Annotated in this window: 18 protein-coding genes; 14 read left to right on the forward strand and 4 right to left on the reverse strand. The window is 61.3% G+C overall.

What is annotated here, in order from left to right; translation table 11 throughout:
• Nucleotides 1-1398, forward strand: a 1398-nt coding sequence (locus VHE12_12355) for a hypothetical protein (GenBank protein ID HVZ81572.1), incomplete at its 5' end; no start/stop codon positions are given.
• 85 nt (nt 1399-1483) lie between these two features.
• Entirely contained in the window at nt 1484-2050 is a 567-nt protein-coding gene (locus tag VHE12_12360) for a heme-binding beta-barrel domain-containing protein (GenBank protein ID HVZ81573.1), read from the forward strand.
• Between the two features lie 44 nt (nt 2051-2094).
• Here the strand turns inward: VHE12_12360 and VHE12_12365 are convergent, their stop codons facing one another.
• Complete coding sequence (locus tag VHE12_12365) at nt 2095-4050, reverse strand: DEAD/DEAH box helicase (GenBank protein HVZ81574.1); 1956 nt, start codon at nt 4048-4050, stop codon at nt 2095-2097.
• A 360-nt stretch (nt 4051-4410) separates the two neighbouring features.
• Between VHE12_12365 and VHE12_12370 the strand changes: the two genes are divergently transcribed.
• Nucleotides 4411-5433, forward strand: a complete 1023-nt coding sequence (locus VHE12_12370; GenBank protein ID HVZ81575.1) for a choice-of-anchor R domain-containing protein — start codon at nt 4411-4413, stop codon at nt 5431-5433.
• Between the two features lie 21 nt (nt 5434-5454).
• On the opposite strand, the gene VHE12_12375 is transcribed toward VHE12_12370, so the two are convergent.
• The gene (locus VHE12_12375) at nt 5455-6666 is read right to left on the reverse strand and encodes a phosphatidylserine/phosphatidylglycerophosphate/cardiolipin synthase family protein (protein HVZ81576.1); all 1212 of its coding nucleotides are present in this window, start codon (nt 6664-6666) and stop codon (nt 5455-5457) included.
• A 140-nt stretch (nt 6667-6806) separates the two neighbouring features.
• On the opposite strand from VHE12_12375, the gene VHE12_12380 reads away from it, so the two are divergent.
• The 5 genes from VHE12_12380 (at nt 6807) to VHE12_12400 (ending at nt 12321) form a co-directional block, all read left to right on the forward strand.
• Nucleotides 6807-7196: a hypothetical protein gene (locus VHE12_12380; GenBank protein ID HVZ81577.1), complete on the forward strand. Its 390-nt coding sequence runs from the start codon at nt 6807-6809 to the stop codon at nt 7194-7196.
• Between the two features lie 38 nt (nt 7197-7234).
• The gene (locus tag VHE12_12385) at nt 7235-8191 is read left to right on the forward strand and encodes a hypothetical protein (GenBank protein HVZ81578.1); all 957 of its coding nucleotides are present in this window, start codon (nt 7235-7237) and stop codon (nt 8189-8191) included.
• Nucleotides 8192-8334: 143 nt separating this feature from the next.
• Entirely contained in the window at nt 8335-9711 is a 1377-nt protein-coding gene (gene ffh / locus VHE12_12390; protein HVZ81579.1) for a signal recognition particle protein, read from the forward strand.
• Nucleotides 9712-9895: 184 nt separating this feature from the next.
• The gene (locus VHE12_12395; GenBank protein ID HVZ81580.1) at nt 9896-11764 is read left to right on the forward strand and encodes a tetratricopeptide repeat protein; all 1869 of its coding nucleotides are present in this window, start codon (nt 9896-9898) and stop codon (nt 11762-11764) included.
• Between the two features lie 101 nt (nt 11765-11865).
• A complete protein-coding gene (locus VHE12_12400) occupies nt 11866-12321 on the forward strand; it encodes a cyclic nucleotide-binding domain-containing protein (GenBank protein HVZ81581.1) in 456 nt (151 codons plus the stop codon).
• Between the two features lie 242 nt (nt 12322-12563).
• Here VHE12_12400 and VHE12_12405 read toward each other — a convergent pair whose 3' ends face one another.
• Nucleotides 12564-12845: a hypothetical protein gene (locus VHE12_12405; protein ID HVZ81582.1), complete on the reverse strand. Its 282-nt coding sequence runs from the start codon at nt 12843-12845 to the stop codon at nt 12564-12566.
• Nucleotides 12846-13029: 184 nt separating this feature from the next.
• Between VHE12_12405 and VHE12_12410 the strand changes: the two genes are divergently transcribed.
• The 5 genes from VHE12_12410 to VHE12_12430 all read left to right on the forward strand — a co-directional run bounded on the left by VHE12_12410 (nt 13030) and on the right by VHE12_12430 (nt 19925).
• The gene (locus VHE12_12410) at nt 13030-14565 is read left to right on the forward strand and encodes a YifB family Mg chelatase-like AAA ATPase (protein HVZ81583.1); all 1536 of its coding nucleotides are present in this window, start codon (nt 13030-13032) and stop codon (nt 14563-14565) included.
• A gap of 378 nt (nt 14566-14943) precedes the next feature.
• Nucleotides 14944-17793 (forward strand): PAS domain S-box protein, encoded by a 2850-nt coding sequence (locus VHE12_12415; GenBank protein HVZ81584.1) that lies wholly within the window; start codon nt 14944-14946, stop codon nt 17791-17793.
• Nucleotides 17794-17795: 2 nt separating this feature from the next.
• Complete coding sequence (locus VHE12_12420; protein HVZ81585.1) at nt 17796-18386, forward strand: response regulator; 591 nt, start codon at nt 17796-17798, stop codon at nt 18384-18386.
• Nucleotides 18387-18517: 131 nt separating this feature from the next.
• Entirely contained in the window at nt 18518-19165 is a 648-nt protein-coding gene (locus VHE12_12425; protein HVZ81586.1) for a response regulator, read from the forward strand.
• 76 nt (nt 19166-19241) lie between these two features.
• Nucleotides 19242-19925 carry a hypothetical protein gene (locus VHE12_12430; protein ID HVZ81587.1) on the forward strand — a complete coding sequence of 228 codons (684 nt, stop codon included), beginning with the start codon at nt 19242-19244 and terminating at the stop codon, nt 19923-19925.
• On the opposite strand, the gene VHE12_12435 is transcribed toward VHE12_12430, so the two are convergent.
• Nucleotides 19922-20929: a CapA family protein gene (locus VHE12_12435; protein ID HVZ81588.1), complete on the reverse strand. Its 1008-nt coding sequence runs from the start codon at nt 20927-20929 to the stop codon at nt 19922-19924. The two genes, VHE12_12430 and VHE12_12435, sit on opposite strands and share 4 nt — an antisense overlap.
• Nucleotides 20930-21112: 183 nt before the next feature.
• Between VHE12_12435 and VHE12_12440 the strand changes: the two genes are divergently transcribed.
• Entirely contained in the window at nt 21113-22183 is a 1071-nt protein-coding gene (locus VHE12_12440) for a glycoside hydrolase family 18 protein (protein ID HVZ81589.1), read from the forward strand.
• Nucleotides 22184-22200 lie beyond the last annotated feature (17 nt).

Below are 22200 nucleotides of genomic sequence, written 5' to 3' on the forward strand. Positions count from 1 at the left end.
GGCCGGGAGCTTTCCATGACCATCCCCCCGAACCTGGAGCTCTTCGGTTCGCGCCAAAGGATCCCCTCCCAAATGGTGGTGGACGACCCGAAGGTGGAGCGGGGCAAGGAAAAGACCGTCCACTTCTCACTGGGCCCCATCGACCCGGTCCCCTCCGAGAGCTTCCAGCCCAATCTGCAGGACCTGGTGCCCCTGACCGCCTTCACCCTGAACAAAAGCTGGGAGGAGGCGATGATGCCCTATCGCCGCCGCATCAAGGCCTTCCTCGACGGGGACAAGACCCAGGTCTTGGAATTGATCGGCGAGGCGGGAGGGGACACCTCCATGGCCCTGGCGGACCGGGTGGCCGACGTGAAAAGGACCATTGAACGGAAGGTCTCCTGGGTGGACACCGGGCTCCCCGTCTATCTCGACCCGGACCGCCCGGTGAGCGAGATCATCGACAGCGGAAAGGGCACCTCCCACGACATGGCCGTGCTCCTGGCCCTGGCCCTGCGCACCCTCAAGTTCAACTCCCAGGTCTATCTCTACCGTCAGGCCGGAAGCGGCGAGATGTTGGGGGACCTGCCCGCCCTCTCCCAAATGGACGGGGTCCTGGTGGCGGTGCCGTCGGGCAAGGACACCCTCTGGGTGGACCCCACCGAACCCCTGGCGGCACCCGGGGTGTTGCCCTTGGGCGCGCTCGACCGCAACGCCCTTTCGGTCCTGACCCCCCTCAATTGGAAGAGGACGCCGCCCTTCGGCGTCAAGGACCACCGCCGCCACCGGGACGTCAAGATGGTCCTCAACGCCAAGGGCGACCTGGATTGCACGGTGGACGTCCGGTCCTTCGGGTCCTCGGAACTGGCCTTGCGCCAGTTCTTCCGCGCCACGACCGACGCGAAAAGACGCGAGATCGTGACCCGGGGCCTGGACCGGCGCTTTCCCGGGGTGGTCCTGACCCAATACCGATTCGGGGATTACCTGGACCTTTCCAAGCCCCTGGAGATCCATTTCCAGTTCCAGGTCCCCCATTACGCCAAGATGGGGCAGGACGCCAGCATGACCTTCTACCCCGTCGTCTTCGAAGATGTGGAGGATTTCTTCGCGCCCCTTTTGGACAATCGCCGCACTCCCGTCCTGGTCCCCCAGAACTTCAACTCGGAGACCGACGCCATTTTGGAACTACCGCCCCATTACAAGGTCCAGGACCTGCCCAAGAACGTGGCCATCACCAACCCCACCGCCGAGTTCTCGGCCGAAAGCCGGGTCCAATTCGGGGCCCTGAGCTATGAGCGCTCCATGGGGATCAAGGACCGGACCGTTGAGTTGGGAAAGCAGTACAAGGACCTGATGGCGGTCTATCAAACCGTGACGGCCACCGACCGGACTCCTTTCAAGGCCATCCGGACCCCCTAAAACCTTCGGGCCTTTTATGACGCCGGTCTGGTTTTTACACCGTCCGTCCCGTTAACCTATTCCCGTCAAATTTAAGGAGGGCATCATGACCGAACCGAACATCCAGGACCTGGGACCCCTACGCCGCCTGGTGGGGACCTTCGAGGGATCCACGGGGGATGACGTCGCCCCTTCCGACGACCGGGGCACCGAGAACAACAAATACCGGGAGATGATCATCTTCACCCACATCCTCCCGGCGGTGAACCACGAGCAGACCCTGCACACGGTCCGTTACCACCAGATCGTCTTCCGACACGGGGAGGAGTTCCCTTTCCACGACCAGGTCGGCTACTGGCACTGGGACCCCAAGACCAAGCAGGTCCTGCAATCCCTGACCATCCCCCGGGGGTTCGCCGCGCTGGCCGGTGGCCAGGCCGGGCCCGATGACAAGACCATCACCTTGAAGGCCGAATTAGGGTCCAAGACCTTCGGGATCTGTTCGAACCCCTTCCTGGACAAAGAATTCCAGACCCTGGGATACGAGATCAAGGTCGATTTCCACGACGAGGATTCCTTCACCTATGAGCAGGTGACACGGATCCAGATCAAGGGACAACCCAAGGTCTTCGAACACCGGGACAAGAACACCCTTCGCCGGTCCAGGGACTGACGATCCCCCCGGAAAAAGCCTTTCCGGGGATCCACGACCGCTCTCTAACGCTGGTCCCGGTGGAAGTCCCCCGAGGGCCGGCGGTGCCCGCCTTGGAAGTTCCCATGACGCTGGTTCCCATTCCCCTCGGGACGCGTGCCCCCGGAACGGTGGCCACCCTGGCGGTGGTCGGAAGAGCGATGCCGGTTCTGGCCTTGGCCCTGTCCGAAATGGCCATGGCTCCCTCGGTCATCGCGCCGGTCGCCTCCCTGCCCCCGGCCGCCCCTGCGCTGGCCCCAACTGTCATCCTGCCAAAAATGTTCCTTCTTGCCCTGGGAATGGTTCTGATGCTGGGCGGGACGATGATCGTTCGGTCCCCCGCTTCCAAGGAATTTCCGGCCCAGTTTTTGGAAAAAGTTCTCTTTTTGCGTCCAATCGCGCGAGGCGTTGGACAAAGGTTGCCGTTCCTCGTCCTCCCGGAATGGTGCCTGCTCCTCCCGCTGCTCGCGGGGCTGCCCCTGGAAAGGACGGTTGTTCGGACGGTCCTGAAAACGCTGACCGCCCGGACGGCCCTGGCCCGGGTGATGGCGGTGGTCCTGGTGCCCGGAGCGGTTCTGGCCATTGCCTTGGGGGCGCCCCCCGAAATTCTGGGGCCTGCCTTGGGCCGGACGGCCATTGCGGTCGAAGTGGCGCTGGCCCGGGTGGTCGTGGCGCGGACGGGCCTGGTTGCCCGGTTCGGGCGAGTGCCCGCCCGTCGAGGGACGCCCATGGGACGAATGTCCTCCGGGGGCCCGGTGTCCGGACTGGGGACGTGATGGGTGACGGCCTTGGCCCGAACGGGCCTGGCCCGGATGTCCGTGCCGGGGAGGCTGGGCCGGGGCCTGTTCCCGGGGCTGTTCGAACCCGAAAGGCGAGGGTTTGACCGGAATGGAAGCCGGCGCCACACCCATCAGCCGGGTGATCCTGCCCCAAAGTTCTTTATCCTCGGACGTCAGGAAACAAAGGGACTCGCCCTCGGCGCCGGCGCGGGCGGTGCGGCCGACCCGGTGGATGTAATCCTCGGGGTTGCGGGGCAGGTCGTAATTGATGACGTGGGCGATGTGGTGGATGTCCAATCCCCGGGCCGCGATATCGGTGGCCACCAGGACAAGGGATTTTCCGTCGCTGAACTGCTCGATGGCCTGCTTGCGCTGGGACTGGGTGCGGCCTCCATGGATCTTGCCGACCTTGATGCCCTGTTCCTTGAGCTTATGGGTCACCCGGTCCACCCGGCGCTGGGTGCGCAGGAAGACCAGCACGGAACCTTGCCGTTCCTTCAATTCTTGGGAGAGGGCCTCGGGCTTCTTGGCCTCGGTGGTGTAAAGGACCTTCTGGGCGATCTTGGGCACGGGCTGGGTGGAGGACCCGATGGTGACCCGCACGGGGTCCTTCAGGTATTCCGCCGCCACCTTCCGGATGTCGTCGGGGATGGTGGCCGAAAAGAGCAGGGTCTGGCGCTCGCCCGTGAGCTTTTTACGGATCTCGGCCAACTGGGGAGCGAAACCCATGTCGAGCATGCGGTCCGCCTCGTCCAGCACCAGGAACCCGGTGTGATGGAGGTCCAGGGACCCTCGGTTCAGATGGTCGATGATTCGTCCCGGGGTGCCGATGACCAAACGGGGTTTACGGGTGAGGGCGTTGAATTGGGCGTTCATGTTGGCCCCCCCGATCAAGAGGGCGATGGTCCCCAGGGGTTCTCCCCCCGCCAGCTTCTGGAGGACGCCGGCCACCTGCATGGCCAGTTCCCGGGTCGGGGTGAGGATGAGGGCGTTCTTCTGTGGGTTCTTGTGGAGGAACACCAACAGCGGGATGCCGAAGGCGGCGGTCTTTCCGGTGCCCGTCTGGGCGGAGGCGATGACGTCCTTTCCCTGGAGTCCCGACGGGATGGCTTCGGCCTGGACCGGCGTGGGCTTCTCGAAATTCAACTGCCTCAGGGACTTGTCGAGGAACTCGGGCAATCCCAGTTCTTGGAAACTTTCCATAAACCTTCCTTTATTGGAAACAGGGATGAGCGCGGTCCGGCCGCAAAGGGATGGAATGCGAAGCCCTGCATCGTTTTCATTTTCGAATGGTTGGAAATAGGGGGGTCGGAAGCGCTTCATGCTATTTCCACGGGTCAGACCTTCTCCCGCTACCCCATGAAGCCCATCAATGGGTAAGAAGACGTCGAGGAGGGCATAAGATAGCGGATATCAGCGCTTTAATGAAGTTTGTTTTTCTACTTTTCGGATCTTTCTTCCCCGAAAGCCGACCCGTCCCAAAATTGATTTTCGGGAAAAGGGTTCGCCCTTTTTCACGCCCTTTTTACTTCGGGGAGGGACCCGGAATGAAAATAATGACCCATGTTACGCCTCCGGCACCTATTCCTTCTTCCCATCCTGGCCTTCGTGGCCGTTCATACCGGTTGTTCCTGCGGGAACAATAGCCCCACGGCCCCGCAAGGGGCGGCCGCGACCCCGCCCAGTTCCACGCCCAGCCGGACCTCCACGCCCACAAATTCGATCACCGCAACGGTCTCGAGGACGCCCAGCCCGACCCCATCGGATTCACCGACCCAGACCCCCACAGAAAGCACCACTTCCACTCCGACCTCGACGCCGACCGACACTTGGACCCCGACAAGCACTCCCACTTTCACCCCGACCCTCACCCCCACCTTGACCGCGACCTCCACCCCGACGGCGACCTTGACGGCGACCCCCAGCGACACCGCGACCCCGACCGCCACTTGGACCGCGACCCGGACGGCCACCTCCACGGCGACCCACACCCCGACGAACAGTCCCACGTCGACGGCGACCCCGACCTCCACCCCGACGGCCTGCGCCGTCACCACCCCGGTCGGGGACAGCGTAAGGGACAATACCACCAATCCATCGACCTACCTCGCCACGGACCTGATCGCCACCGCCCAGCGGATCTATCTGAGCCCGGTCACCGTCCCCTCGGGGTCGGACATCCAGGTCAAGGACGTCACCCTTTATTTCGGGAACTTCACCAGCGCCATGTCGGGATTCGTGGGCCTTTATTCGGACGACGGAGGATCGCCTTCCCAACCCCAGTCCCTTCTTTCCACCGCCGGTTTTTCCATCTCCTCCGCCACCTCCACCAAGATCGCCCTGACCGACCTTTCGGGCCAAAGGCTCTATTTACCCGCAAGCACCACTTATTGGATCGCCTTGGCCCCGACCAACAATGCCATCGACATGGGCTACCATGTGGCCGCCGGACGCCTCTTTTATTATTTCGGGGATGCGGGGGGGAATTTGAGCGCCTTGCCTTCGTCCCTCGGTCCGGCCCCGGCGACCTTCGTGGGTTCGAGTTCCGTGACCCTCATGGCGGCCCAGTTGAATTACTGCCGTTGAACTTGGAACAACCCTTTTCTTTCAGAACCAATAGCGGAAATGGAAGAAGAGCGCCGAAAGGGCCCGGGCCCATAAGGACCGGGCCTCCAGGTCCTTCCGGGTCACTTCCCGGCAAGCCTTGAGGTCCTTCGCCCATTGGGCCCGCCATTCCGCCCGGGAATGCCGCTCCTGGAGGATGACGTTCACTTCCAGGTCCTTGCGAAGACTACGGTGGTCCAGGTTGCTGGAACCCACCAGGACCCAGTCGTCGATCTGGAGCCCTTTGGCGTGCAGCACCCTTCCCTGGTATTCGAAGATCCGGCAACCGGCCTTGAGCAACGCGGGATAGAAGATCCAGGAGGCCCAGCGAACGATGGGAACGTCCGAATGTCCCGGCAAGAGGAGCTCGACCTTGCATCCCCGGCGGGCCGCCAGGGCCAAAGCCCGCAGGAGCGGGCCCGTGGGGACGAAGTAAGGGGTCATGACCCGGATCCGGTCGCTCGCCAATTCCATCCGGCCCAGGAGTTCCCAGCGGAAGGCGCGGCGGAGCTTTCGGCTGGCCGTCAAGCGCACGGGGGTCTCCGGCAGATCCCGGGACAGCCAACCGATGAGGAAGCGGCGGAAGGAACGGCGGAAGCGGTGGGGCCAGGGATCCTGCCAGGTCACCTGGAAGGCCAGGGAAAAGACCGGACTGGTCACCCCGGTAAGGCGCAAACCCGTGTCCCTCCAGGTTTGGTCTTTCTTGACCTTTTCCAGGTGCCAATCGGAAACATTGAAGCTCCCCAGCCAGACCTCCTGGCCGTCGAGGATGAATTGCTTGCGGTGGTCACGGTGCTTGCCACGGTTGAAGAGCGCGGAGGCGTAACGCAACGAAGCGAACGGTTTCCAAGGATCGAAATGTTGGAAGATCGAGGAGAAGAAGGTCGGCCAGGAGCGATAGACCCGGAAGGGGATCCCCGCTTCCTTTAGCTCCGGACCGTAACGTCCGGCGAATTCGGGCGAGCCGACCCCATCCACCATCAGTTGGACCCGGACGCCCCGCCTTCGGGCCTTTTTGAGGGCTTGGATGATCCGGTCCGCCAAGTTCCCGGACTCGAAAATATAGGTCTCGATCTCGATGGACCGACGGGCGCGCCCGATGGCCGCCAGGAGATCGCGGAAATAGTCGTCGCCCTTGAAGTAAAGGCGCTCACCTGACCAGGCTTTTTCGAAAAGGATCGGCGTCGGCCGATCCTCGCTGCTGCGCGAAGCCATCACAAGATTCCTTTTCCGGTAACCCCTCAGGGGCCCGAAGCTATTCATCCAGCATAACCCATCCCGGGGATGCCCAAGAGGACGAAGGACCTAGCCATCCTGGATTGAAATCCCAAGAGAATAAGAATAGGTTAGCGTCCATGTCCTTTCATCGTCTCCTTTCGGTCCTGGCGGTCCTTTTCCTGTTGGCGGAGCCTTTGTTGCTCGCGGCACCGGCCCCGTCCTTCCACAAGGCCTCTTGCGCGACCTGCGGGATGAAAGGCACCTGCGGGACGGTCTGCTGTTGCCGTCCCCATTCGCACCAGGACCTTTCCCCGTCCAAGGAACCCGGGCTTTTCCCCATGGGCTGTCACCGGGACCGGGATTCCTCTTCCCTGGAGATCCTCGATCAACATCGTTGGTTCCCGGCGACCCTTCGCCTCCCCGCTCCTCCGTTGGTTCCCGCCCGCCTTCCCATCGCCTGCGTTTTCCTGCCGGACACGGCCCAAGAGGTCCTGACCCCCCCACCCAACACCTGTCTTCTCCCTTAAACCGGCCTTTCAATCCAATGATCAAAGGAGAAGACATCATGTCATTTCGTCATTCCATTTTCATGGGCCTCTTGGCCCTTTTCATCCACCCCGTCGCCCAGGCCTGTTCGGTCTGCGGCTGTGGTGATCCCCTGGCTTCCGCCGGGACCGCCCACCCGCTGGCGAACAGTTTTCGCCTGACCCTCGAGAGCGCTTATTTGACGGCCAGCGCCCTGAGCGATGACGACGACACCCAGACCGAGTCCGTCCGCCAGGTCAACTTGAACACGACCTTGAGCTATAGCCCGACGGACAACCTCAGCCTGACCGTCCTTCTGCCCTTGGTCGAAAAATACTGGGCCCTTTCGGCCGGCGACGCCAGCCCGGACGAAGGCACCCCTTTCGGCTTCGGGGACATGATGTTGGGTGTCCGTTATTTCTTCATCAGCGACACCGACTTCAAGACCAAGCAGCATCTGGGGGTGGCGGTCTCGGGCGGGACCTATTTACCGACCGGCGGGACCAACTTCACCTCGCTGATCACCGGGGACAGCCTGGACACCCATTCCCAATTGGGCACCGGAGCCGTCGGCTTCTACACCGGCCTTCTGCTCAACCGGGCCTGGGAGGGCTTCACCCTGAGCGTGAACGCCAACCTGCTGGTCCGGACGACCCCGACAACCTCCGACCCCGATTCCCCGGTCTACCGATACACCTTCGGGAATGCTTTCACGGGCGGCATCCAAGGGCAATTGGACCTCTCCGAATATTGGGCGGCCTCGCTCGCGGTGGAAGGGCGTTACGCCGACGCGGATACGGCGGATGACGGGGGCAATATCGTTCCTGTCGGCAATACGGGCGGGACGGTCATCGACCTAACCCCCGGGATCTCCTGGAACGTGACCGGCGACGCCGCCCTTTACGCCAAGGTCCAGGTCCCTTTCCTCACCAACCTGAACGGGGTCCAGCAGGTGGACCCGACCTATATCCTGGGAACCCAGTTCCTTATCCGCTGAACCTGGTCGTTCGCCGCCCCGGAGTCCCGCCGGGGCGGCTTTTTTTTTGCCGGGAACGGCCTTAGAATCGTCCGCCCGTGGGCCTTTTGCCTGTCATCCCATGGATCCCAGCCTCTTTGGCCAAAAAGAACCCGAGGTCGTCCATGTTCGAGAATTTCACGGAAAAGATACAGAAGGTCTTCAAGGACCTTCGCGGCCAAGGAAAGCTCACCGACCAGAACATCGAGGAGGCCCTCAACGAGGTCCGTTTGGCCCTGCTCGAGGCCGACGTCAACCTGGAAACGGCCAAACTGTTCCTGGAAAGGGTCAAGGCCAAGGCCCTGGGCCGCGAAGTGGCCTTGAGCCTCACCCCGGGTCAGGTCCTCATCAAGATCGTCAATGAGGAACTGGTCGACCTGCTGACCCCCAAGGACAAGAACGCCACCAAGATGCGTTTCGCCCCGGCGCCCCCGACCCTGATCCTGTTGGCCGGGCTGCAAGGGACCGGCAAGACCACCACCGCCGCCAAACTGGCGCTCTGGCTCAAGAAGGACGGGCGCAAACCCGGTCTGGTGGCCGCCGACCTGGTGCGCCCCGCCGCCGTGGACCAGTTGGCCACGCTCGCCCAGGAGATCGGGGTCCCTTGCTTCACGCCCGAGGGGCAGGAGACGGCCCTACAAGTCTGCCAAAGGGCGGTCAAGACCTGCCTGGCCAACGACGCCAACATCCTCATCCTCGACACCGCAGGGCGCCTCCAGATCGATGAAGCGATGATGGACGAGATCGCTGGCATCCGGGAAAAACTCAAACCCTCGAACATCCTGCTGGTCGTGGACGCCATGACGGGCCAGAACGCCGTCAACGTGGCCACCGCCTTCCATGCCCGGCTCCCACTGACCGGCCTGGTGCTCACCAAGGCCGATGGCGACGCGCGGGGCGGAGCCATCCTTTCCATCACCTCCGTCACCGGGGTCCCCATCCAATTCATGGGGGTCAGTGAAAAGATGGAAGGGCTGGAACCCTTCCACCCGGACCGCATGGCCTCCCGCATCCTGGGGATGGGCGACATGCTCTCCCTCATCGAGAAGGCCGAGGAGGTCGCCCGGCAGGCCCAATTCGAGAAGCAGAAGACCGCCAAAGGCGGGGACTTCAACATGACCCATCTTTTGGACCAGATCCGCCAACTCCGGAAGATGGGGTCCATGCAGGACATCCTCGACAAGCTCCCCGGGGACGCGGCCCAAAAGCGTCAGATGGCCCAGGGCGCGCCCAACGAGAAGCAGATCAAGCGCATGGAAGCCATCATCCTCTCCATGACCGAGAAAGAGCGTCTCTTCCCGCAATTGCTGGACGGTTCCCGCAAGCGCCGCATCGCCCAAGGCAGCGGGACCCATCCCAGCGAAGTGAACACGCTGTTGAAACAATTCGACCTGATGAAGAAATTCGCGAAAAAGGGTGGAATTCCCAAACAGATGATGAACCCAATGAGCTCCATGCCCAGCGGAATGCCCGGCGGCCAGCCACCCTTCCCTCTTCGATGATCTCCATTCCTGGCCGCCATGCCCAATGTCCAGGTGGAAATTGGGCACCGGGATTCCCCCCGGATCTAAGCCCGGCCGCTCTTCGGACCACGACCGAGCCGCATTGTTTTTGCCCAACCCGGGGGCTACAATGACCGTTCACTCACCCCTTCGCCAAATCCGATAAGGTTAAACGGCCAAACCCATGGGTCTCTTCGCCAGCAAGGACGAGAAGAAAAAGGAACTGGTCCAATCCGCCCAGAAACTCGCGGAACAGGGCGACACGCCCAAAGCCCTTAAAGAGATCCAAAAAGCCCTCGAACTCGATCCCAACTATAAGGAAGCCTACACCGCCCAGGCCTTCATCTACGCCGATATGGGCCAGAGCGACGACGCCGTCCAGCTTTTCCGCAAGGTCATTTCCATCGACAACAATTCCCCCGAGGCCTGGAACAACCTCGGGCTCATGCTGGCCCGCGCCGAGAAATTCAAGGAGGCCATCAAGACCTTCGAGGACGCCATCGCCCGCAATCCCAAGGTGGCGGCCTTCTACAACAACTTGGGGAACGTCTATTACGAACTCGGGCAATATTCCCAGGCCATGCAGGTCTTCCAGACCGCGGTCGAACTGGACCCCTCCTACGCCGAGTCCTACCACCGCCTCGGCATCGATAAGGACACCACAGGCAACATGGAATTGGCCCTCAAGAAACTGGAAGAGTCGGCCAAGACCGGAAAGAACAAGGCCAAGGTCGCCTTCGATATGGGCACCCTCTACGCCAAGCAGGAACTGCACGACAAGGCCATCAAATCCTTCCAGGAAGCCGTCCGCATGGACGGTCGTTTCGAGGCCGCCTACATGGCCATGGGTTTCGCCTATGAACGAAAGGGCGACCTCCAAAAGGCCCTGGAGACCTTCGGCCAGGTCATCACCCTCAATCCCCAAAGCGCCAAGATCCACAACACCGTGGGGCTCATCTACGACAAGTTGCGCCTCTACAAACAGGCCATCAAGGAATACCGCATCGCCATCGAATTGGAGCCCAGCTATGCCAACGCCCACTTCATCCTGGGCCAGGTCTATGAGAACAAGGGCATCACGGAAAAGGCCGTGGCCGAGTACGAGAAATTCGTCCGTATCCATGAGACCGGCGCCATGGTGGACGAAGCCAAGTCCCGCATCTCCAAACTGAAGAACATCAGCCTGGAGGACCTGGAAAAGACCCTCAACCTGAAGAAGCAGGATGCCCCGGTCTCCGAAGCCGCACCGGCTCCGGTCGAAGCGGCCGCACCTTCGGCCGCACCCGCCCCGGCGGGCGGTGTCAAATTCACCGACCCCAAGGAACATTTGCGGCAGGTCCTGGCCAAAGCCAAGGCCGCCAAGAACCCTTCGACTAGCTCAGGGCAGGCCCCTGCGGCCAACTCAGGGCAAGCTTCTGCAGCGGCCGCGCCGGCGGCGCCTCCCGCGGTTCCCCCGCCCGCCGCCACGGCCCCAGCCCCGTCCACTCCCCCCGTGCCTCCCCCCGCTCCCGTTCCACCTTCCGCCGCGCCGCCCGCCCCCAAACCGGTGGTGGACTTTTCGGCCATGCAAGCTCCCGCTCCCATGCCCGTGACACCCGTGCCCCCACCACCGGTCCCTGACACGGCCACGCCCGTTCCGGAACCCATGGCCGAACCGGTCCCCGAACCTGTCGCTGAAACTCCGGTCGAAATTCATGATGAAGAACCGGCTCCCGCGGCGGCCTACACGGAGGAGACCCACGACTCGGCGATACCGGTCTATTCGCCCGATATGCCCCTTCCCGCTTCCGCCCTGGACGGCTACGTGTTGGACGAACAGGAAGTGCTCGAGGCCATCGTCCAAATGGACACCCAGAGCGTGGAACAGGAGGCCCAGGTCCTGGAAGCCGTGGAAGTGATCCGTTCCCACGCGGGTGACGACGAGTTGTTGGAGGATTCCTCGGCTCCCCCGACCCCGGTCCCCATGCAGATCGCCCCGTCTTCCCCCCGGCCCAACCCGCCGACCCCTCCTTCCCCCGGGGGCCCACCCACCATCAAGCATGGTTTCTTCTGAAAATGATCGTTGGGCCGAAATAGGCCCGTGGTTTTTGCCCTTGCGTCTTTAGGGAACCCACCTAAAATTGAAAACATTCCCGGACCTTGAAGGAGCTTTCCATGCCCGACGTCAGCTATCTCTCCAAATACCCCCCTTTCAAGAGCTTCGATGGCGGTGACCTGGAAGCCATGGGCTCGGTAGGGGAAGAGAAGGCTGTGAAGAAGGACGAATTGGTCTTTGATGAGGATTCCAAGGGCGACAGCATGTATGTGATCAAATCGGGCGCCGTCAAGATCGTCAAGAAGGTCAAGAACCAGGAGAACACCATTGCGGTGCTGAACCCGGGGGAATTCTTCGGGGAAATGGCCCTCCTGGACGGCCTACCCCGCTCGGCGGCCGTGAAGGCCACCGCCGACAGCGAGCTTTTCATGATCTCGCTCGACGGTTACCAGAAGCTCCGCAAGGAAAAACCCCATACGGCCCTGAAATTGATGGACATCATCATCAAGGTCCTTTCCAACCGCCTCCGCCAAGCCAATAAGAACCTGGAAGTCATCAGTTTCTGGATCGAATAACGACAGCCTTCAGCTGTTAGCTGTCAGCCGTCAGCTAAAAGAAAATCCCATCGACTCCCGTCGAATAAAAAAAGGCCAAACCTCGCGGTTTGGCCTTTTTTATTTTGAAATTCTTCCAACTGCGGCTACTAGCTGATAGCTGAGGACTGCCTCTAAATAAAAAAGCCTCGGATGGGGATCCGAGGCTTCAAAGAGGGGGGGATCCCCTCAGTGCCCAACCCTTGCGGGTGGAGCACAGTCTGTCAGGAATGGGCTTGGGACTGTTGCTGGGCCTTCTCCTCTTCCCACTGCTTTTTACGGGTCTCACGGGCCTCATCGGACTGCATGGCGGCCATGACATTGCCAATGCGGGCCTGGATGTTCAGGAGGGCCCGGTCCTTACCACCGCCGAAATCGGGGACCACGACCTCGCCAAAGTTGTTGATATGGCACTTCGCGAAGACCTTGCCCTGCTTTTCAAGGAATTCTACCTCGAAGTCCTTTTCGTGCACGGTCACCTTCATTTTCTCGGTGGTGGAGGCCATGGGGTCCCTTCTCAAGAGGATAGGGCGGAAAAACCCTTGTTTTAAGGGCGGTAGTTTACCCAAGGAACGGGGGGATGGCAAGGCACCTCCCTTCCCCGGAAGCCCATCCGAACCAAATTTGTTGATAAATAGCGAAACTCCCGACTAGTATACAAGCGTATTCAAACTACGAAACCTGGTCTCCATGCTCGCCAATATCAAAAGTTCCGCCCTTTTGGGCATCGATGCCTACCCGGTCGAATGCGAAGTGGATATCGCCCCCGGGCTGCCCACTTTCCAGACGGTCGGACTTCCCGACGCCGCCGTCAAGGAGTCCAAGGACCGGGTCAAGAGCGCCATCACCAATTCCCAATTCCCCTTCCCTGTCCAAAGGATCACCGTCAACCTGGCCCCGGCCGATATCAAGAAGGAAGGCCCTTCTTTCGACCTTCCCATGGCCGTGGGGATCCTGACAGCCTCGGGCAAATTGACCCCCGACCAGGTGGATGGATTCTGGATGGTCGGGGAACTTTCCTTGGATGGAAAGGTCCGTCCCATCCGGGGAGCCCTCCCGATCGCCTTGGCGGCCCGGGACCATAAGGTCCGGGGACTGCTGGTCCCGGCTGAGAACGCCAAGGAAGCCGGAGTGGTCCGGGAGATCCCCGTCTATCCCATCCGGAACCTGCGGGAAACCTTCGAGTTCCTGGCCGGACACAAGACCCTCAAACCCATCGAGGTAGATATCGAGGCGGAGTTCCAGGCCCATTCGGCCTATAAGGTCGATTTCGCGGACGTCAAAGGCCAGGAGAACGCCAAGCGGGCCCTGGAGATCGGGGCCGCGGGGGGCCACAACATCCTTTTGGTGGGTCCGCCGGGTTCGGGAAAGACCATGCTCACCAAACGGCTTCCCACCATCCTCCCGCCCCTCTCCTTGGAAGAGGCCATCCAAACCACCAAGATCCACTCCATCGCGGGCACCCTGGGACGGCGAAAGGCCCTCATGGCGACCCGACCCTTCCGGTCCCCTCATCACACCGTCTCCGACGCCGGCCTCATCGGCGGGGGCACCATGCCCCGGCCCGGCGAGGTCAGTCTTTCCAACAACGGGGTCCTCTTTTTGGACGAGTTCCCGGAATTCAACAAGAACGTGCTGGAGGTCCTCCGGCAGCCCTTGGAGGACGGCATGGTGACGATCTCCCGGGTCCAGTCGACCTTGAGCTTCCCCGCCCAATTCATGTTGGCCGCCGCGATGAACCCTTGTCCTTGCGGCTATTACACCGACCCGGGCCGCGAGTGCACCTGCACCCCGCACCAGATCCAGAAATACTTGGGACGCATCTCCGGCCCCCTGCTGGACCGCATCGACCTCCATATCGAGGTCCCCGCCCTGAAATGGAAGGAGATCTCCGACACCAGCCTGGCGGAACCCTCCTTGGCCATCCGAGAAAGGATCGTTCGTGCCCGCACCCTCCAACAGGCCCGGTTCCAAGGGGAGGGCATCCATTGCAATGCCCAGATGAGCAGCAACCAGATGCGCAAGCACTGCTTGCTCGATGGACCGTCCCAGACCTTGCTTCGCACCGCCATGGAACGGTTCGGCCTTTCGGCCCGGGCCTACGACCGCATTCTCAAGGTGGCCCGCACCATCGCCGATCTGGACGGGGCCGAGGACATCCGGTCAGCCTATGTCGCGGAGGCCATTCAATACCGCAACTTGGACCGGAGCGTTTGGCGCAACTGATCCCATCCTGGTTCCCGAGGGCCGGCCTGTGACGAGCCCTCAAGGCGAGGAACGGGTCTTGGCCGCCCCATTTCAAGGAAATGGGACGGAGGCCATTCAATACCGCAACTTGGACCGGAGCGTTTGGCGCAACTGATCCCATCCTGGTTCCCGAGGGCCGGCCTGTGACGAGCCTCAAGGCGAGGAACGGGTCTTTGCATTCAATACCGCAACTTGGACCGGAGCGTTTGGAGGACTTGGGGGAAGCTGAGAAGGCCGAAACCAGCCAAAAATTCAACGAAACCGGACCTTACTTCTTCCCAGCCCGCACCTCGCCTTTCCACCGGCAACCCTTTGAGGCTACCCTAGGAGGGTCGAAGCCATCCGCCAAGGCGGCCCATGAGCTCCAAGCTCAAAATGATCTTAGGTTCTTTCCTTCTTTTTTCCCTTCTTCTGGGAGGCTTCGTCCTTTTCAACCTCCATCGCTTGGAGGACGACAGTTCCTGGCTGGACCGGACCCATTCCACCATCCACCGGCTCCAAAGGACCTATTCGGACCTGACCGAGGCCCAGGCCAATTACCTCAGCTATCTCCTGACCCACCAAACCCGTTACAAGGAAACCTGCCTTTCCCAGCTCCAGGCCCTCCGAAAGGACCTCGATCGGACCGAAAGAACCCCTCCCGAGGAACCCCTCTTGGGGAAGGAAATGGGGCGCTGGGAGACCCTCATCGGGCAAAAACTTGATTCCATCCAGGACGGCTTGGACGATGTGGCGGCGGGGCGGTCGGACCGGGCCCTGGCCCTCCTGCAGGAAAGATCTGAAAAGACGCGGGACCAGGAGATCAAGTCCCTGACCACGCAGATGATCGGTACCCAGATCTGGTTCTTGAAGACCCGAAAGGCCTTCGAGGAGCTGAACAACCGCAAGGAACTGCGCTTCCTGGCCGTCGGAGGGGTGGGGGTCCTTCTGCTCTTCGGTCTTGCCTCTTTCCTGATCGATCGGCAAATGCGGGAAAAACAGGCCCTCTTGGCCTCCCTGCGTTCCAGCGAGGAGAAATTCCGTTTCCTTTCCGAAGCGGCCCACGACGCCTTCCTGATCGCCGATGAAAAGGGGCACATCATCGACCTGAACCTCGGGGCCCAGGAATTATTCGGGGCATCCGAGAGCGAGCTCCTCGGGCTCCCTATTTCCGGGATACTCCGGGCCTCGGACGCCGAGGCCGTCGGCGCCATCGATGGGCTCCTGGCCGAGACCGTCGGGACCCGGACCTTGGAGATGACCGGGCAGAAAAAGGACGGGACCCGTTTCCCCCTGGAAGGGACCGTCTCCCACTGGACTTCCCAGAACGGGGCCTACTTCACGGTCGTTCTGCGGGACATCACCGAACGGAAGTTCTTCATCAAGACCCTCCTGGCCAACGAGCACCGTCTGTTCCAGTTCCTGGACGCCATTCCGGTGGCGGTCCTGGTGCGCGAGCCCAACGGCGGGGTCTATTTCGTGAACCGGAAGGCCAAGGAACTCTTCCGCATCGGGAGCGAGGCCCTTCCTTCCACCATCCGCTATCCGGACCTGATCCGTGACCTTTACCAGGTCGGCGGCGCCCAACCCATGCCCGACCAGGAACTTCCCTCCAGCCGTGCCTTGGCCGGCGAGAGGACCCATCGGGACGACCTGGAACTCCGCCGGGGGAACGAGGTCATCTCACTGGAGGTCTGGGGCGCCCCGATCGTGGGCGAAAAAGGACGCATCAAGTTCGGGCTTTCGGCCCTCATGGACATCACCCAGCAGAAAAGGTCCACCGAGTCCCTCCGGGAACGGGAGGAATTCTTCCGGAACATCTTCGAGGAAGGCCCCATTGGAATGATCCTCTCCCTCAAGGACGGCACCCTGGTCAACGCCAACCGGGCCTTCGCCGACATGCTGGGCATCCCCAAACGGGACCTCCTCGGGCACCCTTTCTACCGTTACACGGCCCCGGAGGACGCGGGGACCGAAAAGGCGTTGGATGAAAAACTCTTCGACCGCTTACTCCCGAAATATGAACTGGAAAAGAGGTTCGTGGACCTGAAAGGGGAGGTCCTCTGGTGCAAGGTCTCCGCTTCCACGATCCGGGACCCGCAGGACGAACCCCTTTTCCGCCTGGCCATCATCGAGAACATCACGGAACAAAAGGAGGCCGCGAGCGCCTTGCGGGAGAGCGAAGAAAGGTTCCGGGCCTTGGCCGAATCGGCCAATGACGGCATCATTTCCGCCGACGCGGCGGGCCGGATCGTTTTCTTCAATCCTTCCGCCGAACGGTTGCTCGGTTATACGTCCGACGAGGTACGCGGCAAACCCATCGCCCTCTTGATGTCCCCGGCTTCCTGGGAGGGGAACAAAGAGTTGATCCTCCGCTACTTCTCGACCGGGGATCCCACCCTCCCGGGCCGGATCCTGGAATTGACCGGCCAAAGGAAGGACGGGAGCCAGTTCCCCGCCGAGATCTCTTATTTTTCCTCTCGGACCCCCGGAGGGCTCTTCTTCACCTCGATCCTCCGGGACATCACGGACCGTAAACAGCTGGAGGAACTGAAGGACGACCTGATATCCGTGGTGTCCCATCAGCTCAAGACCCCCGTGGCGCAGGTCAACGGCTTCATCGAGAACATGCTGGAGGGATTGACCGGGGAGATCACCCCCTCCCAAAGGGAATACCTGACCGAGATGCGGAGCATCGGCGAGGAGAATTATCGCCTAATTTCCGACCTGTTGAGCCTCTCCAAGATCGAAAGAGGGGTCCTCCAGGCGGATTTACAACCGGAACCCATCCGCCAGATTGTAGAATTAACGGCGAGGGATTACGCGGACTTCATCCGGGAAAAGGGATTGGAATTCCTTTTCCACGGACCGGACCAGGACATCCGGGTCCTCGTGGACCGCAACAAAACGGTGGAAGCCTTGCGCAACATACTCAACAACGCCTTTAAATGGACGGACCACGGTTCCATCTCTTTATCGTGGGGGATCGAGGAAGGCTTTGGTGTGGTCGAGATCGCCGATACGGGCGTTGGTATGGATGACCCCACTTTGAAGGGGCTCTTCAATAAATCCCGTGTGTTGGGCCCTGAAGCGGGACGATCGGGAGCGGGTTTGGGCCTTTATATCGCCAAAAGGTTCCTCGACCTGCAGAATGCCGTCATTTCGGTGTCTTCGGAGCGCGGGAAGGGATCCACCTTCCGGATCAAACTACCCTTGATAAGGAGCTGAAAATGTCCAAAGGAACGATCCTGATCGTGGAGGACCAACCGGGGTTCCGCCGCATCTACCACGACGTCCTGAAGAACGACGGCTACGAGGTCCTGGAGGCCCAGGACGGCGAACAAGGCCTGGAAATGGTCAACGCCCACAAGCCCCATCTGATCCTGCTCGACCTGGGCCTTCCCAAGATCGACGGGTTCGAGGTCCTCAAGAGGGTCCGGGCGAACCCCGCCACCGCCAAGATCCCCGTGATCATCTTTTCGGTCCTGGGGGAGCAAAAGGACGTTAAAAAAGGGCTCGAATTGGGCGCCAATGACTATACGGTCAAAGGTTTCTATACCCCGCGCCAGATCCTCAGCAAGGTCCGAGGCCTCATCACCCAGTCGGAAGTCCCCAAACCCCACCATTCCTATAAATTGAAGATGGAGACCACCCATGAGGACGCCTCCCTCCTTCAGACCGAGATCGGCCTGGCCAAAGGCTTCCTCTGCCCCCATTGTGGTAAGGAGATGCTCCTGGAACTCTTCCCCGATTACGTCAAGAACGAGGGGCACTGGTTCACCGCCCACTTCACCTGTGGGAGCTGTGGGAAGACCTTCTGATCCTTCCTGGGTAAAAACGACCCGAAACTCCCCCGGATTACCCCTTTCCAAGTTCCGCCCTGCCGGATAACAAGGTTTTTTTTGGCATCCTCTTTGCCCTTCTTAAGAACAAATTCCAAAAGGAGGATGCCATGATCTTGACCATCGAGGACATCGAGAGGAGCGCCCCCAAGGACCCGGTCCCCGTGGTCCATAAGGGGACCATCCTGATCGCCGAGGACCAGAAGGGATTCCGCCGGGTCTACCGGGATGTCCTGGAACAGGACGGTTACCAGGTCCTGGAGGCCACCAACGGCGAGGAAGCCTGGGAAATGATCATCACCCAAAAACCGGGGGTCGTCCTCCTCGACCTTGGGTTGCCCATCTTGGACGGTTTCCGGGTCCTGGAAAAGGCCCGCCGCAGCGAACAGACCAAGGACATCCCCATCATCATCTTTTCCGTCCTGGGCGAACCTCGCGATGTGAAAAAGGCCATGGACATGGGGGCCAATGACTACACCGTGAAGGGCTTCTACACCCCGCGCCAGGTGTTGGGCAAGATCAAGGACCTGCTCAAGACCCCGGGCCAGTCGGGCCAGACCACTTCCTACCGGCTCGTGGTCGAGAATGACCGCAAAGGAGCGCCCCGCCTGGAACAGGACCTGGGCCTGAAGAACGGGTTCCAGTGCCCCGAGTGCGGGACGGCCATGGAAGCGGAATTCTTCCCCGACTACGCGCGGGCCGACGGCCATTGGTTCGCCGCCCGCTTTGTCTGCCCACAATGCGATAGGTCCTTTTGAGGATCCCCCCTAAGCGGCGTCCTGCCCGGCGCCGCCCGGTCTTTTCAAGCCATTCCTTTTGGCCCATAATCGGGCCATGGAACTTTCTTCCCTTCCGTTAAGGGTCCGATCGGTCTTCACCGCCCTCTTTTTCCTGCTCCCTGTCCTCGGTAAGGGCCAGCCTGCCGAATTCCCGAATTTCAGCCTGATGGGGAACGTGGGCGCGGGAGCCGTGAATGGATTCCTGGGCAACGGGAGCCCGGCTCCGTCGGCCGGCCTGGGGCTGGGGATCGGCATCGGCGAGAACCTGGACGGGCTTTGGGGCCTGGATTATTACACCATGCCCAACCAGGAAGTGGCCGTTCCCCTGCACCCTTCCTCTTCGAACCCCGCCACGGTCCTCTACGTGCTTCCCACCGACGACGTTTCCATCACCGTCAATTTGCGCTGGTATACGGACCCCAAATACGACCGGATCCACCAAAGGTTCAACACGGTCCCCTATCTCCTGCTGGGCGCGGGAATGGACATGGTGGTGGACCAGGACCCGCCTCCACCCAACTCGAACTTCTATAGCAAGAGCTTCGATGCCCTCTTCTGCATGCGTTTGGGGGTCGGGTTGGACATGCCCCTGGGCGACGCCCAAGGCTGGTTCCTCTACGCGGAGGGGTTAGACCACCTGATCGCCTGGCAAGGCACCACCCAGGTCTTCATCGGGAGGATCGGCCTCAAGGTCATGCTCGATTCCGAGCATGTGGACCCCTTCCGGGGGGTGTTTTAGGGTTCTGCGAACGATACTGGTTTGCTGCGCACCCCATGATATTCATAACCTTCTTTCAGGATCCTTTGGATGAGCTTGGCTTGGCGTAGGGATTCCGCCAAGGGTTCCGGCCTGTCGTGGCTTAGGTCCATCGGGAAGGCTTTCCATTTGGGTTCCTTTCCCTTTTCGAGATCCACCCGAAGCACACAACTGTTCCGGCAGACGGGATATTTCATGTCGAACAGGAAATTCCCCAGGCTATAGGCCACCAGGGTCTTGTCGATCCTTTCCACCCCCTGGAGCACATGGGGATGGGACCCGATGACCAGGTCCGCCCCGGCCCCGGCCAAGGCCTTGGAAAGCCTTTTCTGGAGGGCGTTGGCCCCGTAATATTCCCGCCCCCAATGGACCAACACGACCACGAAATCCGCCTGCCGCTTGGCCCGCTTCACTTGCGGCACCATGACCGAGGCCATGGCCGGCTCCACGCCCGGCCTTTTACCGTTCGCCTCGAAGGCGCCCGGACAGACGGAACAGAACCCTAAAAAAGCCACCGTCGTTCCCTGGAGCTTCACATAGACCGTCGGCTGGCGCTGGCCCGCTTCGGTGATGCCCGTATGCTGGATCCCCCGTTCGTCCAGGCCCTGGATGGTTTGGTCCAGCACCTCCGGTCCGTAATCCAATATGTGATTGTTCGCCAGGGTGACCAAGCCGATGCCGCCCAAGGAGAGAGCGTCCAGATCCTTCGGGCGGGCCTTCAAATAAACGGACTTCTTGGTGTATTCAGCCCCGCCCTCCCCCACCGCGCATTCCAGGTTGGCCACCGCCAGGTCCGAGTCGTCCAACCAGGGTTTGCAGGCCTCCAGGAGCCAGGCATCCCCCCGGGCATCGATCCATTCGGTCACGTGCCGGCCAAGATTGATGTCCCCCACGAAGGCCAGCCGGACCCGGCCCGGGTGGGAGGGTGGAAGGGGATGAAAATCGGAAGCTTGCGGCGGCTTGGGACCCGGAACCTGGCGGTTCAAGGAGACCCTCGGCCCGCAAGAGAAGAAAAGAAGGGCGCCAAAAAGCGCGACAGCCTTGGGAAGGTTCCTGTTTTTCATTGTCCGATCCGGTTCAACGATATTTCCGGTGCCATTGTAGTCAAATCCTTTTAGAACCAATGCCCTTCGGGCATAAAATAAGCCACCCCCGACCAAGGACCCTGCTTGAAGTTATTGATCCTCATCGCCCTTCTCTTGCTGGTCCTCTGGCCCGCCCTCGCCCAAGCCAGGTCCCGCCTCGTGGTGCTCGGCTATTCGGCCGAGTGGTACGACGACAAGGTCCCTCCCGCCCAATACCACTGGGAAAACCTCACCCATCTGGCCCGGGCTTTCCTGGAACCCAATGCCGATGGCTCCCTGAGGATCCCACCCCGTTTCTTCGACCCCCTCCTGGCCGAGAACGCCAAAAAGCACGGGGTGAAGTTGCTGGCCTCCATCGGCGGTGAATCGGCCGGGAATACCAACTGGAAGGCCATCGCCGCCGACCCGGCCAAGACCCAAAAGTTCCTGGATCAATTGGATCGGGAGGTCGGGGGCCGCGGCTGGGACGGCGTGGATATCGACTGGGAACCCAGCCCGATCAACGACCAGGAAGCGGGCCTCTACCTTCGCTTAATGACCGCCATCCACCAAAGGTTCCCCCGTTGGACCCTGACGACCGCCCTCATGGCGGGCGACCAATGGGTGGCCCATGTCCCCTGGAGGGACTTGGTGAAGAAGGTCGACTTCGTGAACCTCATGACCTATCCCCTGGCGGGTCCCTGGATGGGGCACTCCGCCCACCAGACCAACCTTTATCCTTCCGACCGCACCTCGGGAAAGGGTGAGATGAACGTGGATGGACTGGTCCGCAACCTGCTGGACCATCACCGGGTCCCGTCCCGCAAGATCGTCCTGGGGCTCGTTTTCTGGGCCATGAAGTTCCCGACCCAACACCTGGGGGAAAAGCTTGGTACCCTGAAGGAAGGCGATATGGGTGGTTATCCTGCGTCCCAGGTCCCGGACCTGGAAAAGGATCCCGACTACCGCAAGTTCTGGGACGAAAAAGCCGGGGTCCCCTATCTGGAAAGGATCCGGGGAGGCAAGGCCACCGTCAGCTTCGAGGACCCCCGGTCCATCCGCCTGAAGCTGGAATACGCCAGGAAGAAAAAGTTGGGCGGCGTCATGTTCTGGCATATCGGGTCCGACATGAAGGACGGCCGGGCCCTGCTACAGGACGTGCTCTCCGACCGCTAGCGCCCCTCTGGGGCCCG

The organism is bacterium (assembly GCA_035549195.1).
Taxonomy (GTDB): domain Bacteria; phylum Oederibacteriota; class Muellerivitia; order Muellerivitales; family Muellerivitaceae; genus DASZRK01.

Bases quoted from the DNA above. Each gene is read 5' to 3' on its own strand.
- VHE12_12360 (HVZ81573.1), top strand. From the start codon at position 1,484: ATGACCGAACCGAACATCCAGGACCTGGGACCCCTACGCCGCCTGGTG.
- VHE12_12365 (HVZ81574.1), bottom strand. From the start codon at position 4,050: ATGGAAAGTTTCCAAGAACTGGGATTGCCCGAGTTCCTCGACAAGTCC.
- VHE12_12370 (HVZ81575.1), top strand. From the start codon at position 4,411: ATGTTACGCCTCCGGCACCTATTCCTTCTTCCCATCCTGGCCTTCGTG.
- VHE12_12375 (HVZ81576.1), bottom strand. From the start codon at position 6,666: ATGGCTTCGCGCAGCAGCGAGGATCGGCCGACGCCGATCCTTTTCGAA.
- VHE12_12380 (HVZ81577.1), top strand. From the start codon at position 6,807: ATGTCCTTTCATCGTCTCCTTTCGGTCCTGGCGGTCCTTTTCCTGTTG.
- VHE12_12385 (HVZ81578.1), top strand. From the start codon at position 7,235: ATGTCATTTCGTCATTCCATTTTCATGGGCCTCTTGGCCCTTTTCATC.
- ffh (HVZ81579.1), top strand. From the start codon at position 8,335: ATGTTCGAGAATTTCACGGAAAAGATACAGAAGGTCTTCAAGGACCTT.
- VHE12_12395 (HVZ81580.1), top strand. From the start codon at position 9,896: ATGGGTCTCTTCGCCAGCAAGGACGAGAAGAAAAAGGAACTGGTCCAA.
- VHE12_12400 (HVZ81581.1), top strand. From the start codon at position 11,866: ATGCCCGACGTCAGCTATCTCTCCAAATACCCCCCTTTCAAGAGCTTC.
- VHE12_12405 (HVZ81582.1), bottom strand. From the start codon at position 12,845: ATGGCCTCCACCACCGAGAAAATGAAGGTGACCGTGCACGAAAAGGAC.
- VHE12_12410 (HVZ81583.1), top strand. From the start codon at position 13,030: ATGCTCGCCAATATCAAAAGTTCCGCCCTTTTGGGCATCGATGCCTAC.
- VHE12_12415 (HVZ81584.1), top strand. From the start codon at position 14,944: ATGAGCTCCAAGCTCAAAATGATCTTAGGTTCTTTCCTTCTTTTTTCC.
- VHE12_12420 (HVZ81585.1), top strand. From the start codon at position 17,796: ATGTCCAAAGGAACGATCCTGATCGTGGAGGACCAACCGGGGTTCCGC.
- VHE12_12425 (HVZ81586.1), top strand. From the start codon at position 18,518: ATGATCTTGACCATCGAGGACATCGAGAGGAGCGCCCCCAAGGACCCG.
- VHE12_12430 (HVZ81587.1), top strand. From the start codon at position 19,242: ATGGAACTTTCTTCCCTTCCGTTAAGGGTCCGATCGGTCTTCACCGCC.